The 16070-nt window shown below is 42.9% G+C and carries 11 protein-coding genes; all 11 read right to left on the bottom strand.

Annotated features, from left to right (window positions below; translation table 11 throughout):
- Positions 1 to 14: 14 nt before the first annotated feature.
- The gene (locus ABID99_RS10570) at positions 15 to 2072 is read right to left on the bottom strand and encodes a hypothetical protein (protein WP_373613665.1); all 2058 of its coding nucleotides are present in this window, start codon (positions 2070 to 2072) and stop codon (positions 15 to 17) included.
- Positions 2073 to 2098: 26 nt separating this feature from the next.
- Positions 2099 to 3658, bottom strand: coding sequence for a glycoside hydrolase family 28 protein (locus ABID99_RS10565; RefSeq protein WP_373613664.1), 1560 nt, complete (start codon positions 3656 to 3658; stop codon positions 2099 to 2101).
- A 47-nt stretch (positions 3659 to 3705) separates the two neighbouring features.
- A complete protein-coding gene (locus tag ABID99_RS10560; protein ID WP_188832278.1) occupies positions 3706 to 4923 on the bottom strand; it encodes a glycoside hydrolase family 105 protein in 1218 nt (405 codons plus the stop codon).
- 23 nt (positions 4924 to 4946) lie between these two features.
- A complete protein-coding gene (locus ABID99_RS10555) occupies positions 4947 to 5411 on the bottom strand; it encodes a cytochrome c (protein ID WP_373613663.1) in 465 nt (154 codons plus the stop codon).
- Positions 5412 to 5418: 7 nt separating this feature from the next.
- Positions 5419 to 6702, bottom strand: coding sequence for a sorbosone dehydrogenase family protein (locus ABID99_RS10550; RefSeq protein WP_373613662.1), 1284 nt, complete (start codon positions 6700 to 6702; stop codon positions 5419 to 5421).
- A gap of 12 nt (positions 6703 to 6714) precedes the next feature.
- Positions 6715 to 8271 carry a glycoside hydrolase family 28 protein gene (locus ABID99_RS10545; protein ID WP_373613661.1) on the bottom strand — a complete coding sequence of 519 codons (1557 nt, stop codon included), beginning with the start codon at positions 8269 to 8271 and terminating at the stop codon, positions 6715 to 6717.
- A 47-nt stretch (positions 8272 to 8318) separates the two neighbouring features.
- Positions 8319 to 10028, bottom strand: coding sequence for a RagB/SusD family nutrient uptake outer membrane protein (locus ABID99_RS10540; protein ID WP_373613660.1), 1710 nt, complete (start codon positions 10026 to 10028; stop codon positions 8319 to 8321).
- Positions 10029 to 10039: 11 nt separating this feature from the next.
- Positions 10040 to 13435, bottom strand: a complete 3396-nt coding sequence (locus ABID99_RS10535) for a SusC/RagA family TonB-linked outer membrane protein (RefSeq protein WP_373613659.1) — start codon at positions 13433 to 13435, stop codon at positions 10040 to 10042.
- Positions 13436 to 13564: 129 nt separating this feature from the next.
- Positions 13565 to 14452: a FecR family protein gene (locus ABID99_RS10530; RefSeq protein ID WP_090525894.1), complete on the bottom strand. Its 888-nt coding sequence runs from the start codon at positions 14450 to 14452 to the stop codon at positions 13565 to 13567.
- A gap of 163 nt (positions 14453 to 14615) precedes the next feature.
- Positions 14616 to 15128 (bottom strand): RNA polymerase sigma factor, encoded by a 513-nt coding sequence (locus ABID99_RS10525; protein WP_175489949.1) that lies wholly within the window; start codon positions 15126 to 15128, stop codon positions 14616 to 14618.
- A 115-nt stretch (positions 15129 to 15243) separates the two neighbouring features.
- On the bottom strand, positions 15244 to 16047 hold the full coding sequence (locus tag ABID99_RS10520) for a DUF4350 domain-containing protein (RefSeq protein ID WP_373613658.1): 804 nt from the start codon (positions 16045 to 16047) through the stop codon (positions 15244 to 15246).
- Positions 16048 to 16070: the final 23 nt, after the last annotated feature.

Here is a 16070-nt window from a genome sequence, read left to right as displayed (position 1 = left end):
TATCAAGATACAGTTTATAACACAACAGCCTGTGTACCACCGTCAGTTATTCTGTATTTAATTACTTTACTACCCTCAGTAATGGAGATAAGCAGTTTCCCTTTGTTTAGCCGTGAAACCTGAAGGTTAAAAACATGGCCGAATGCATGAATATTATTCAGGGCCATCTCATTCCATCCGTTTGGTAAACGGGGAGTACAATCAAAATTGCTGAAACCTGTTGGCCTGATGCCGAATAAGCCTTCGGTAAAAATCCGGCAGTAAAGCCCGCTTTCGGCCGACAAATGTCTTTGGTTACCTTCGGGATAAGCTTCCACCGGATAAGGCACGTGCTCCCCTAACAGCCTCCTTTGCGAATAATAGCGCAGATAATCCATTGCTTTTTCAGTTTTACCCACCTGAAATACGCCGCGAAGCGCATACAGGGTTGAACGGTCCCAAAATGTTTCTTTGCCCGCCTGTGTTGCTAATCCATCAGCAGTCCATAAGCTTGGCGAAAACAGGGCATTGATTGTTCCTTCGCTCCTGTCTAAAATACCCATGGTAAGCGGCAGGCAAATCCAGGCACGCAATACATCATTAGTTTCATAGTATTTATAGGTTTCAAAACCCTCAAGAGTTGCCCCAAAGTATTTTTCGATATTGATTTTAAGCGCCGCGGCCTGCTTTAAATATTCGTCTGTTTGTGTTTTGGGCTGATGCAATTGTTTGCCAAGATATGCGGCGGAGATCAGGGCATCATAATAAAGGCTATTGGTTGAAAGGTTGGCTTTGCCTGATGGAAAGCGCCCTTCCAGTTCGTCATGATCAGATGTAACAACCCCCTGGTCGTTCAGTTTCCGGTGACTATATTCAAGGCACCAGGTAATGAGCGGCCACAGTTTTTTGGCAGAGTCGGGTTTGCCATAAGCTAATGCATACCTTGACGCCCCGTAAGCGATCATCGCCTGATCTCCCCTGTCACCAGCTCCTTTCCATACTGCATCGCCTTCAGCCACTATCGAGCTGGGAATTGGTTTATATTCCAGGTTCATATATTTTGCAAACAGCCTGTAACAGTTCATGGCCGACAGGTTACCGATACTATCTCCTGAAAAAGCGAAAAAGGGGCTAATATATTCGGCCTGATCATTAGCCCAGATAGCTGCATAATACGCAAGCCCACCGGGGCCGTGCAGGTAGCCTACCTTGGTTTTGTAAATACTCTCCGTGCCCCTGATTTTGGCAAAGGCGAAGGCGGTATTTAATAAGGTATCGGGTGTTTTTAATTGCAGGGGCGATAAAATTGTATTTATACGATCTTCACGAGCCTTTTCTTCCGCATTAGCATCAATTTTAACAGGCTGGGCCGGAAAATCTGTAGCGAGGTAATAAATCGAAAAGGTAGTATTTGATCCCGGCTGAACTACCCTGCTGCCAGGATCAACAGCGCCATTGATAACCGAATGGGGCCTTACCTTACTTTTAGCACTATCCGTCCTAACCTCACACCGCAGATATTCCATAGCAATGGTAACTGGCTTATCGGTTATATTGGTAAACACAAACTTTTCAATTACCATTGGCTTATCTACCGATGGGAAGATGCTCCGATCGATTTTCACCAGCGCCGGATTACCTGCCGTAGCAGCTATCCTCATGATCCCTTTATGGCTGATACTGGTGATATTATATGAAAGATCGCCTGATTTTTTACCATTGGCCAGGTCTGTCTTTAGCTTACGGTTGTTGACAAAAAAGCGCGGCAATTCGCCGTCAACAAATGAATAATCGATGTGGGTCCGCGTGCCATCGGGCAACATCCTGAAAGTAGGAAAAACAACGGTTCTTGAAATAGACAAGTTACCGGCGCTATCTAAGCCATACTGTACCCATACAGATACTTTCTCGCCCGACATTTCGATATGATCGGTGTGGGGCAACCGGCCACTAATAGTCCATTTAATGCTTCCGTCAGGCTGAATCGCCCATCTATCTGTTTGCACGGGCGACACAACCTGCTGGGCATAAACCATATGCGGAAAAATAAAAGTAAGGACAACTAAAAATATTTTCTGTGGATATATCTTCATATGTTCTGTTTGATGGCTAAATAATGCTAATTTAAAATGGCAATGCCTGCTTTTAGACCGGCAGATAGTTCAACCTTTTTTGAGATCCCGGGAATGTTATTTTTCAGGATCTTGATATTACCGCTTGCGTCACCTTCAACACGTACAAATGCATCTGCAGAACCAGCAACCGTGGTATTCTTTATCAAAGCTTCGGCAACGCTTTCTAACCTGATCACTGCTTGGGCTCCTGCTGTTTCAGGAATTATGCAGGAATTAAGTTCAATGTTTTTCCCGTCCTCACAAATGAAAGCCGGTCTGAGGTCATTGCTACCTAATGTGAGTTTTATATTATCAAGTTTTAACCAGTCAACATGCCTGGCCCATATGCCATAAGCAGGAACAAGCGGACCAAATGTTTTTACTTCGGGATATTTATCGATGGCTTCCGGAACAACCTGCCGGGCGTTTTCTTCGCTGCCGCCACCGGCCAGATTTATCTCGATGTTTTTTAAAGTGAGCCCTTTAATATTATGCCCGGGAATCCCTGTTATCAGAATGCCTGACGGCGGCATGAGCTGTGCATTATCTGCTGCCTTTGCCTTAACATTTTGAATGGTTACATTTTCAAGTGTTCCTATTGGTTGCTGTGTATCCTGATCTTTGCGGAATACGCTTAACCTTGCCCCCAAACGGATCAGGATAGGCGTTTTCACTTCCACCATGGTAATATCAGCTATTTCAATATTCCTGATATTCGCCCCATCTACAGAAAGCAGCTTGATACCTCCGTTAGCCGTGTCATAAATATAACACTCTGAAATCCTGATATTTTCAAATGGCGCCATCGATTCTGTACCGATCTTGATGGCACCCTGCCCGCTTTTTAACCGCAAGCCCGAAATCACAATATTTTTACAGGCCATTTTGCTTGATGTTGTTTTGAAACACAAGGCATCATCGCCGCTTACCACATCGCAATTTTTGATAGTTACATCCTGGCAGCCGTCTATATCCATGCCGTCGTTATGGGCAACTCCCCTGCTTTCAATTTTTACGTTTTGAATATTTACCTGCCTGCATTGAAAGTAGTGGGAGGTCCAGGCAGCTGAGTAATTTAAAGTAACGCCACTTATTGAAACATTTTGGCAGCGTACAACCCGCAATAAAAAAGGGCGTCGTCCCCAGCGTTGTGATTCGGCACGGGTATCGGTTAAGATCTGCTGTGCTTTTAGCTTTGCTCCCTGCCCATCAATAATTCCTTCGCCTTCAATGCTGATGTTCTTTTTGTCGACGGCTACAACCAGCGCCCAGCCTACGCTTATCCCAAGCCCTTCAACAAAGGGATCAAGGTTTTTATAATCATTAACATCGGTACTTCCTAATAAAACAGCCCCCTTATTCAAATGCAGGGTAATATTATCATTCAATGCAATTGTGCCGGTTAAAAAAACACCCGATGGAACAACCACCTTGCCGCCGCCACTTTTATGGCACGCATCAATGGCATTTTGAATTGCCATTGTATTTAGTGTAGTACCATTACCGGTAGCACCAAAAGCGGTAATATCCACCTCGGCAGCGAACAACCTAAAATCAGATGTCAAAACGATAAAAGCTATACAAAACAACAACCTCATTACCCTGCACATATCTATTTTTTCTTTTCGGCTTTAATCATTTCAGTTCCGGCCAGTAATAACGCGCCTAAACCATGGGTATCGTTCAATTCGGTTGGGCGGGTATAATAAAATTTGATGTCAGTATCCATATTGGTGCCGATACAAACATCCTGTAGCTGGCCATCAGCAGTTATTTTTGAGGCTAAGCCTTTCCATCCTTCACGGGCAATGGCTATATATTTTTCATTTATCCAGCCCTGGTTTACTGCCCTTGCTACCGCATAAGTGTACATAGCGGTAACTGATGTTTCGAGGTATGAATCAGGCTTATCCAATAGCTGATGCCACAACCCGGTTTGATCCTGGTAACGGGCATAACCCACTATTTGCCTCAACAGCAATTTGATCAGTTCGGCACGTTTGGGATGGTTTGCAGGTAAATTGTTTAACAGCTCAACCTGTGCCATAGCTATCCATCCGTTACTGCGGCCCCAATGTCCTACCCCATTGGTTTGATCATCGCTGTAATAATTATGAAAAAACAAACCGGTGGCAGGATCATAAAGGTATTTGTTGAAATTCTCCACCTGTTTGATAGCATCATCAAAGTATTTATTATCGCCGGTAAGTTTGCCCATACGTGCCAAAAACGGAATGCTCATGAACATATCGTCGGCCCAAAGCGTGCCAAAGCGGGGCTGCGGGCGGGCAAGTGTACCATCGGGCAAGCGCATTTGTTTAGTTAGGATATAGGCAGCAGACCTTTCCAGATAGGCCTCATAATCCTTCCTTTGTGCAAGGGCATCCACATCAAACAAACCAGCCGACATTGCGCCACAAGCATCGAGATTAGTAATATTGAATACAGAACCGTATTCTACCTTACCTGCTTTTGCTTTGTAAAGCGTTTCGAAATAACTAAGGTTATCAAAAATAAAAGCAAAATTATGCTGTGAATAGTCTGAATATTTTTTGTCGCCAAGCACATCCGCAGTTTGCATCATGCCTATAGTTAAAACACCATTTACATATGCCCATTTGTTGTATTTATTATCAACCTTGACATCTATGGATGAAGCCAATCCCTTGGTAGAATTATATTTTTCGTTTGTTTTAGCATTAACAAACTGAAAGGAAGTTTCCTTAATAATGTTATCGGCAACACGGCGCACAATATTTTCAGTATTAACGTCCTGCCCAAACGCTGCCGAAGCATAGGCAATAAGCAACAAGTATAAAAATGATTTCATTTTAGCTGTTTTTAATTTGATTGTTATATATTTTTAATAGCTGCCTTCTTTATATTCTTCGCGCGGACCGCCTTAACCTGAGCTGCTGTAATTGCCCCGCCTTTATTACCAAAACTTTTCCGCACATAAGTCAACACATCTGCTATTTCCCGGTCCTTCAAAAAATCATGAGCGGGCATCACATTTGAATATGATTCTCCATCAATATCAATGTTCTCCGAAAACCCGTTAAGTACCACTTTAATTAATTGTGTATGATCACCTGTTACATAGGATGTTTTGATTAATGGCGGGTTCATATTTGGAACCCCTCCGCCATCGGCCTGGTGGCAGGTTAAGCAATGATTTATATAGATAGCTTTGCCATTCGCCATAGAAACAGCCAAACCTGCAACCGGCTTCGCTTTTGACTTTGCCCTGTTTTTAACCTGTGCCATTAGCTGGAAACAGCTAAAAGCAAAAAGAAAGGTCAATAAATATTTAGCCATTTGTTTATTATTTTTTAAGATAGATAATACGGTATATGGTACCTTTTGAATCATCTGTAACATATAATGAACCATCCGCACCTTGGGCAAGTCCGCAAGGACGATGATCTGCGCGCCCGGCCGCAGTTTTCTCTGGCGAGCCTGAAAAGCCATCAGCAAATACTTCCCAGGCACCATCAGGTTTACCATTTTTAAATGGCTGAAAAACAACGAAGTACCCGGCCTGCGGTTTAGGGGCCCTGTTCCACGAACCGTGAAAAGCGATAAAAGCACCGTTTTTATATTTCTCAGGGAATTGGTTTCCGGTATAAAACAACAGACCATTAGGGGCCATGTGTCCTGGATAGGCGGCAGCCGGATCAAGAAACTTTGCATCAGCTTCTTTTTTGCCATCACCGCCATATTCAGGGGCCTGGATCTTTTTATGCTGGATCTGGTCATAATACATATATGGCCAGCCCGCATTATCGCCTTTTTTTAGGCCATATAAACATTCGGCAGGTAATTCGGCCGACTGCTTGGTGGTATACAATTCAGGCCATGAACTATTCAGGTTATCCCGGCCGTGCTGCATTACAAAAAGCTGGTTGTCCTGTTGGTTCCAATCCATACCGACCATATTCCTTAAACCTGTTGCATACCGTACACCATCGCCATAGGTTTGATTTAGCTTATCCGTTCTAAATTGCCATACGCCACCCATCGAATCCAGTATCGGGCATCCGGGTATCCCCGGTGAATGTAGGCCGCGGTCTTTTTCCTGGCAGGAGTTGAACCAGGCGCCTATGTTTACATAAATATTGCCGTCGTTATCCAGCGCAAATGATTTGGTTTCATGCTGACGGCCTGCCTTTAACCCGGTAATTATTTTTTCGGGCTGATCGGGGTTGATCACTTCGTTTTTATCATTCACCTTATACCTGAACACCTCGGTATTTGATGATGCATACAGGTACCCGTTCTTTAAATAAACCTCGGTGCCGCCATAAGTACCAAAGCCCGATTTAAGTTCGGCCTTACCATTGGGCGCTTCATGAAATACTAAAATCCCCTTCCCCTCTTTATTGGGTTTGGCCAGCTTTACATAAATATTGCCCTGCGGTGTAACTACTAAATGCCGGGCCTTTGCACCGGTTTCGGCAACTTTCAGGGCACCGAAACCTAAAGGTAATTTTAAGCCCGCGTTATCGGCGTCGGGCACCACTTCTGTTACTGGCTTCAGGGCATAAAGCATTAGGCTCACCGGCAGGATCGTAAGAATTGTTGCCCATTTAAAAAGTATACTTTTCATGCTGTTGATTTACTATAATTCTTTTTTATTTGCGTTGGCCAGTTTAGTATCCGCTACCGGGCGGCTGTTATAAATGTTAAAGTCCTTTACTTCATTTAAAACAAACGTCGCCGAGCTCGCTGTCTTTTGCGCTTTGATATGCTGAAAATCTGCACCGTTTACATGATCAAGAATAAACGCGGGGCGGAAATCATCTGCGATATAGCTAACTTCCACATCGTTCATTTTTAAATCTTTAACATTGCGGATAAAGAAGCCGTAAGAAGGCATAGTGCCAAAGCGATAGGGTTCAGGGTATTCTTTTTCTAAACCAGGTACTTCACGCGTAGATTGGTCTTTAGTGCCTCCGCCTTTATAGTAGATCCTGATATTACTCAACCTCAAATCTTCTATATCATGGCCTGGGATACCGCTTATAATTGCCCCATGCTTATGATCTGCATTATAACACACAACATTGTTGATGATCACACGCCTAAGCGCCCCTACAGGTGCACTTTCCGGTCCGCGCATACGAGCGCCCAACCTTACAAAAATTGGCGCGTTAACAATATCCCGCATGGTGATGTTGGTGATGGTAACATCCTCTAAAAGTGCACCATCGACAGTTTCCAGGGCCAGGCCACGGCAGTAATCAAACACGCAGTTGGAGATGGTAACATTCTTAAAACCACCGTTTGATTCGGTACCTATTTTTATGCGGCCGGTGGGATTACCGTCAGAATATTTTTTTTCATTGCGGGTAAAAGTGCCGGCCAAAAATGAACCTTCATCGTAGCCGCTCACCTGGCAGTTGGTAATAGTAACATTTTCGGTAGCCCTGGCAAATCCAAGCCCATAGGTACTTTTAAGACAGATACCATCGTCATAAGGCGAGTTGATACTGCAGTTTGAGATACGTACGTTGCGGCAGCAGTCAATATCCATACCGTCGCGGTTAGTATCCATCTTAACATTATCAATAGTAAAATTGTCGATCCCCGTTGCGAGGATCCCAAACCAGCCGCCATGCAGAATCGAAATATCCCTGATAATTACGTTACGGCACAAATAAAGACTGATCGTTTTGTTGGGGCGCTTATCATCTTCACCCTTATTGCTCCGCACCAGATCTTTACCCCAAATGGTACCGGGACCCAGTATTGAAATATCATGCAGGTTTTCGCCCCAGATCAGGCTGTTATGCCAGTGCCTGTGTCCAAAGTCCTGGTAGTTATTATCTATTTTAGCTTCTGGCTCATCATAACCTGAACCGGCTTCAATAGGCGCTGCAATTATGGTAGCCCCCTGATCGATATATAGGCTGATGCCACTTTTAAGATGCATAGAACCGCTTAAATAATTCCCTGCCGGAAAATAAACTGTTCCGCCGCCAGCCGCTGCTGCAGCCTCAATTGCTTTATTGATATTTTGAGTATCAATTGATTTACCGTCGCCCTTCGCCCCATATAACTTTACATTATATGGGGATGTTTCAGGCGATGTACTATCATTTGCCTGAGCTTGAATGAAGCAGAATGGCAAAAGAAAAATCAAAAGAATACGAAGTATAGTATAGTGGTTTTTCATAGTATTTTTTGTCGCTTTACGTTATGTACGCCTTACCTACTTCCGGTTTACCAACCCGGATTTTGCGGATATGGAGTACCTGTAATTGTTGCATCGATTTGTGTTTGCGGGATTGGGCGAAGCACATGAAATGGTTTAATATTAGCTTTACCATCCGTATTATGCAGTTTTACCCTTTCCAGCAGCTTCCCTGTCCTTGCAAGGTCAAGCCAGCGTACAAGTTCACCGCACAATTCTCTTGAGCGCTCATCCAAAATGAAATCCAGCGAAAGTTTATCTACAGTGATATCCATTGCTGCTGCGTTGCCTGAAGGGTAAGCAGCCCTTTCACGAATGGCATTAATATATGGCACTGCGTCACCGGCACGGCCATCCATAAATAATGCTTCGGCAGCAATTAAATACGTTTCGGCCAGGCGATATATGATTATCGGCCTGCTTGAGGGCGAATTTTGATCGGGCCGTTTAGTATCAAAATACTTAATCATAGCTGGCGACAACGCAATGCTGTATTTGGCAGGCGGAATAACCTGGTAACGATAACCGGCAATCTGTGCCGAAGTCATAGCTTTACCAGGCATCCAGATAGCGGTGTCACCTACTGTAAATTTAGGTGCTCCGGGCTGAGCACCAACAGGCGCACCGGCTGGCAATGGATTAGACCACGTAGGTATTGAAGCTGCATTGTTGCATAACCACATGGTTTGAAACGTTTTATTATAACGCTGATCATTAACCCTTTCGCTAAATACAGTATCAGTAAGCCAATGTGTAGGCACCACTCGGATATATGGGCGCCCGTAAAGGGTACTGCGCTGCATGCCGGGCTGCACTTCATACTTAGGTACAAATAAGTGGCACAGCAAGTTATCAGGGCCACTGTTGTTTTGGGTAGCGGAACCGTTGTAGGCCAATGTAGTAGTGTGTTGTACAGTCCAAAGTATTTCACTGTTAGTTTCATTGCCCTCAGCAAATACTTTCCCGAAATCCTGCTGCAATTTAATACCTCCGGCGGGTGCAACGTTTGTTATAAGATCGATTGCTGTTGCATAGGCATTTTTATAGTCATCTGCCTGTTTAGCCGATGAGCCCGCCCTTGTTAAATATACTTTTGCAAGCATGTGCATTGCGGCAGCTTTTGTAGCTCTGCCGGGTTGCACTCCATTGGTTAAAGGGCTTGCAGGAAGAACCGCTATCGCATCTTTCAGGTCCTGAACAATGAAGTTATATACATCGGCCATTTTGTCCCTATTAGCCGAAGTAGTAGGTACCGCCTGAAATGTTTTATTTAAGGTAACGTCGCCCCAAAACTGAACTAATATAAAGTAATAATTTGCCCGTAAAAACTTGGCCTCACCAACCATGCTCGCTGCCGTTGTAGCGTCAATACCAGCAGGAACATTACCGATCAAGCCATTACATGTGTTAATATAGGTGTAGCAGTTTTTCCAGATGGTAGCAACGGTACCATCTGCAGTATTAAAGTTGCTGTTATATTTTACCAGGCCGTTGTTTCCATCGTTACCGGCAATAAATTCGTCGGTGCCGGGTACGGTTAATTCAAAATAGGTATCCGGCCCCCAAATGGTTCTGAAACCTGCATAGGCTGCAGTGAGACCTGCCTGAAAGCCCTGGCTTGTTGTAAAAAAAGCAGGGGTAAGCGTTGATTTCGGGTCTTCTATCAGTGTTTTTTTACAAGCTGTAGTTGTAAGACCTAAAAACAAACAGGTGTATAAATATATAGATATCCTTTTCATCTTATTTAAATTTAAAGTGTCATGTTAATACCGAATGTAAATGACTTTGTAGGAGGCGTATCTACGTTTAAGCCCCCGGCTGTTTCGGGATCCAAACCATGATAAGTATTACGATACGGAGAAAAAAGAATAAATGGATTTTGCGCCGTAGCATATATTCTTAGTGACCGTGCACTGATACGCCTGGTTATCGATTCGGGCATATTATAGCCTAAGGTCAGGCTCCTGATTTTTAAAAAGGTACCGTCAAAATAACTTAAAGTGGATGAATAAGGCGTATTGGTTGAAGCAGAATTGGGTTTAGGATAGTAATTCTGATGATTGGTTGGTGTCCAGTAATCCTCATTCAGGTTATTATAATTACCCTGGAAGGTGTTAATGAAACTTCCGCTCTGGAACATTTTGGAAGTGATTAGTCCCCCCACCCTATAAGCGGCCACTACCGTAAAATCAAATCCTTTATACCCTATGCGGTTGGTAAAACCGCCGGTATAAGTTGGCTGATCTGACCCAAGTACAATCCTGTCGGCGGCGCTGATCTTTCCATCTTTATTTACATCCTCTACCCTGATAGTGCCAATCACAGAACCTGTACCGGTGGTTGTAAGACCTAAGCTTTTAGCCTGGGCAGTATCGGCAGCTGTATTTTGCCAGATGCCAATTTTTTTATAATCAAATATGGCATTGATGGGCTGCCCCACAAACAAACCGTTTGTGATATCCTGGGTAACCCCGCTCGCTAATTTGGTTACTTTACCCCTGTTAAATGCGATGTTAAAATTGGTGCTCCAGCTAACGCTGTTCCTGCCATTACCGGGTAAATTGATGGTGCTTATGCTTACTTCAATCCCTTTATTTTGCGTTTGGCCCACATTAGTTAAAATACTGTTTGGTATACCCGAGGTTGGCGGCAATGATAATGGCAACAGTAACGACCTGGTATACTGATGGTAGGCTTCAACTGTACCAGTAACCCGTCCCTGGAAAAGCCCGAAATCAACGCCCAGGTTTAATGTAGATGTATACTCCCATGTTAGATTGGGATTCGGAACATTTGTTGGGTAAGCTCCGGTTAGGTTGGTAGAGCCAAAGTTATAGTTAACAGATGATAAAGCGCCCAAAGTTTGGTAAGGGTTAATGGCTGTATTGCCAACTGTACCATAGCTCGCCCTTAATTTAAGGTTTGACAGTACGTTTGAGTTCATTAAAAAAGGCTCCTTTGTAACATTCCATGCAAGTGCTGCCGATGGGAATACATGATACTTATTACCCGGTGCCAGGCGCGATGAGCCGTCTGAACGCATGGTTAAGGTAAGTAGGTATTTGTTGGCATAGCCGTAGTTTACCCTCGCCATGTACGAAATGATGTCCCACTTAGAATATGATCCGGAGCCGCTTAAATTTGCGCCGTACTGTGGGTTAAAATACTGGATACCATCCGACAGGATATTGTTGTAGCTAAATGAATTTGACTGGCTTTGGCTTTCCTGTAAACTGTACAAACCAGTAAAGTTTACATGGTGCTTTTGCGCAAATACTTTATCGTAAGTCAATATATTTTCAAGCGTATAATTATAGCTGTAAGTGCTTTGGTTATTTGCGGTTGACGCACCACCCAGGTTGTTGGTGGTAGCGCTGGCGTAGTAGTTGCCGTAAATATCAGGCCTGATTTCAGCGCCGCCGTTAAACCTGTATTTTAATCCGGGTGCAAGGGTTGCTTCGAGGTAGGCCGTTGTAAAAGTTCCGAATCTTTTTCGTGTTTCAACAGCTGCGCCAGGAACAAAATTTGCAAGCGGGTTCCATACCTGGTTAGCGCTTCCGGCTGTAAAGCCTACTAATTTACCTGTGGCATCATCATATGGAGTTGAAAGCGGGCTGGCCCTTAAAGCCTGACCAAGCGGGTTAGCATTTTCACCATTGGTGTAGCTTAAGGTATTCAGGCTGCTTAAACCAACCCTTACATATTTACCCAGTTGCTGATCAACACTCAGCTTAACAGAATAACGAACAAATGACTGACCAAAATAGATCCCTGTTTCGTTGTAATATCCACCTGATATGGCATATTGGGTAAGCTCATTACCGCCTGCAACACCTAATTGATGGTCTGTTACAAAACCATTTTTATAGATCAGCTTTTGCCAGTCGGTACTACGACCACTTTTTATCGAAGCCACCTCTTGCGGGGCAAAAGAGCCATCGGTTAAAAATGCAGGATCATCAATGCCGGTATATTTGCCGGGATTACCATTATATAGGCCCCATTTTTTGAGGTCTTCAAACTGAGGGCCGTTCATAATATTATACTGCCCCAGCGGCTTATTGAAACCAGCATAAGCACTATAAGTTATTGCTGTACCACCCTTTTTACCACGGCGTGTAGAAACCAATAAAACACCATTTGCACCTCTTGAACCATAAATAGCAGTAGAAGAAGCATCTTTTAATACCTCTAATGAAGTTATGTCATCAGGATTGATGTCATTCAAACTTCCGTTAAAGGGGATTCCATCAACTACGATAAGGGGTGAGTTTGAGGCATTTATAGATCTGTTTCCACGGATTAAAATAGAGGGGGACGCACCAGGGTGGCTGTTACCACCGCTTTTCTGGATATCCACACCAGCGGCCTGCCCCTGTAAAGCCTGACCAAGGTTAGCGGCCGGAACATCACGCAACGATTGCTCACTAACTGAAACGATTGAACCTGTTACGTCGGACTTTTTCTGAACCCCATAGCCAACCACAATAACATCACTTAACGACTTCAGATCGCCCGTCATGGTTACGTTGATGCTTGTTTGATTGTTTACAGCAACCTTTTGTGTTTTGTATCCAACGGAAGAAAATATAAGCGTAGCATTGGCAGGCACCTTAATGGTATACTCACCCTTGGGGTCGGTGATCACCCCTCTTCCACCGCCTTCTATACTTACAGAAACACCCGGCAGGGCGCCATTTGAATCGGTTACTTTACCTGTTACTGTAATATCGGCAGCTTCAATATTTTGCTCATTGGTTTTGTTGGTTAGTACACTTGGTTTGGCGGAAGCTGATTTATCGTAAATTACAATTCCGGTATTTATCTCTTTAAATGACAAACGGGTTTTAGCGAATAAATAATTCAGGATTTTACCCAACGCTTCATCTTTGAATTTACGCGGTGCAATTTTGTAACCGCTTAGTTCAACCGGGTTATAAGAAAATTTAATATTGGTTTGCTTTTCGAGCTTATCAATTGAGCTTTGCAACGTTTCATTACCAAATACGATTTTCACGGGGGAATCCGAGATCTGGCTCGTTGCATGTTTGGCAAGCAAAACATGGCAAAATACCAGTGAGCTGACCATAACAATCGTCGATACCTTCATGAAAAAATTAAAAAATTTAGTTGATTTTTTTTTCATCTTTACGAGGTTTTTATTCTAAAAAACTATATGAATTATTGGATTAGCTTGGAACCTGCCAATAATTTATATCTGCACTCTCTGCCAATGCCCCTGCAGCCCGGCTTCGGGGGTACTGGCTTTTTGGGTTTAACTGTTTTCGTTTTTTGCCAGATAAACCTCCTTTCCTTTCAAAACATAATCTAAATGGTGGATGGTTTTAATGATGTCAAGAACATAGGATAGTGTATTATTATTTGAAAAATGAATAGTTGTTATCAAATGATCATTCTCTTTATGATTATAGTTAATGTGAACACCATAAGTGTTTTCCAGCCGCATTACCAGTTCATTAAATGAAACACCGTACAAATTGACCTCGCTTGATTTCCAGGCTGCTACCTTTTCGGCATCAATTGTCCTGATTTGGTGGGTGGCCTTTTCCTGGTCGTAAACCATTTCTTTATCTGGTGTAAGCAAGCCAAAGGTTTCAGTTTTGTTACCGACAGCAACACGCCCCCTGGTAACTGTTAGCCTTACGTCACTGATGTTTTTGTAAAACTTTACATTGAATGCAGTACCTAATACCTGGGCGTATAAGCGGCCATAATGAACAATAAAAGGTGAAGTGCTATCATGCTTTACATCAAAGTAAGCTTCGCCGTTAATAAGCTGTACCTCTCTCGTTTTTCCAAAGCGTTCGGGGAATTTTATGGTTGAACCCGAGTTTAACCATACCGTTGATCCATCGGGAAGGGTTATTGTTTTGAGATTGCCTTTTTTTGCGGTTACGGCCATCATAGCTGCTTTATCTTTAACCGATAATTTAAAGTAAAAAAGCGCTGAACTACACATCAAAACCAATGAGGCGGCAATGGCATATTTGGCGGCCGATGTTTTTATAAAATGCCATTTCCCATAAATTTCTTTATGGATGTTATGAAGCATTTCCTTCTCTATAGCCCGCATAGCTTTTTCGTCCTGAAGATGATCATCTCCGGGCCCAAAACCTGGACCGGGCTTGCGCCATTTTATCATTATGAATGTTTTTTAAGTTTATCTCAACCGCTTATAGCAGTCTTTTTGGCTTTGTACCATATATACAAGGTCAGCTGGTTTTGGTACCAGATGTATTTTGCATTTTTTATTAAATGCTGCTATTCATGATCAATAGAAAACAACCATGTTATTAAAGGGCATTTCAAAAAATCCCCAGCTTTGTCCGTAATATTTTTAATGCGTTGGAGAGTTGATTCTTGACCGTACGAGGGGTAATATTAAGGGTTTCCGAAATTTCATTGACGGATAAGTTTTGCTGCCGCGATAAAATAAAAACCTCCTGCATTTTTTTGGGCAATTCCCTGATCCCTCCTTCAATCGTTGCTGAAAGTTCTTTTGCTATTAAGCTATCCTCGTGGTTATATTGATCTGTATCTTCCAGGTACAGCAAGCTATCCATGCCTCTTTTTCTGACCGAATCCTTTTTATGAAAATTAATGATGCTGTTTCTTAAACTTCTGAAAAGATAAGAGGCATTATACCTTTCTGGCTGCAGGCTATACCTGCAATTCCATAAACTAATAAAAACAGTTTGCACAAGGTCTTTTGCATCGTCCGATGAACCCGTTGAACGATAAGCACTATGATACAAAGCCCTCCAATTACGTTTATAAAACTCATCAAAGGCATTTATATCTCCGGCCTTAATTAACATGATTAATTCAATTTCTGAAAGCATTACTTAAAACTCAAAGTGACTTAAATTATTGATGTGTATAATCGGTTTAGGATTATAAAACCGGAATTCAATCCGGATAAACTGGTTTCCTTTATTTCTTTGCCGGTATTTGATCTATCAGCCATTTGCTCAGATCATCGGCCGCTTTATCGTTATCAAAATCCATGGCTGCGGGTAGCCGTCCGTTGGTATATTCGTTATACAGCCAGGGATCGCCGACAGCAATTACTGTACCTGCCCCGTATTTGGCCATACCTATAATTACACGGGAGCTATCAGTTAATAATGGCGCCGCCGGGGGCGATAATTTTAGTGTGGAAATATCTTTGAGATAAATTTTTTTTGCCGTTTTAAATAAGGGATCATTTGCCGGAATTGTGATAGCGCCCATTTCAAACTGAATACCAATAACGTGCTTGTACAAATCATCATTAAAGTGAATTCCAAATTTTTCGGCCAGCTTGTTGAGGTGTGGCAATTCGGCGTTTGCACTGTCATTCGCCATTAATACCAGTATCCCACCACGTTTAACCCAGTCGGTAATAGCTTTAATATGCCTGGCTTCAATATAATTAGGGTTAGCCGTTTCCTTTTTGGTATCAGGGTCAACTATTATATAAATATCTGTCCCAGTCAAATTTTGGGCGTCCGGTTTACTTTCAAGGCTCTTAAGAAGGGCCCCATTCTTTTTAAAAACATCTCCCCAAATAGAGTAACCGCTGCTCCTCTGATCCTCCCAGGTATAATGATACCGTTCTAAAGTACCTGCGGAATTCTTACGGTATTCATTATTAAAAAAATAGTCTAAAGTAACGGTCTTAGTCTGCGCCATTATAGTAGGCCTTCCCAGTAAATTAAATACCAGTAGTATAATGTATCCTTTAATCCTTCTCATATAATTTTGTATCGGCTTTTATT

The organism is Mucilaginibacter sp. OAE612 (assembly GCF_041806395.1).
Taxonomy (GTDB): domain Bacteria; phylum Bacteroidota; class Bacteroidia; order Sphingobacteriales; family Sphingobacteriaceae; genus Mucilaginibacter; species Mucilaginibacter rubeus.
This window is presented reverse-complemented; position numbering and strand designations above follow the sequence as displayed.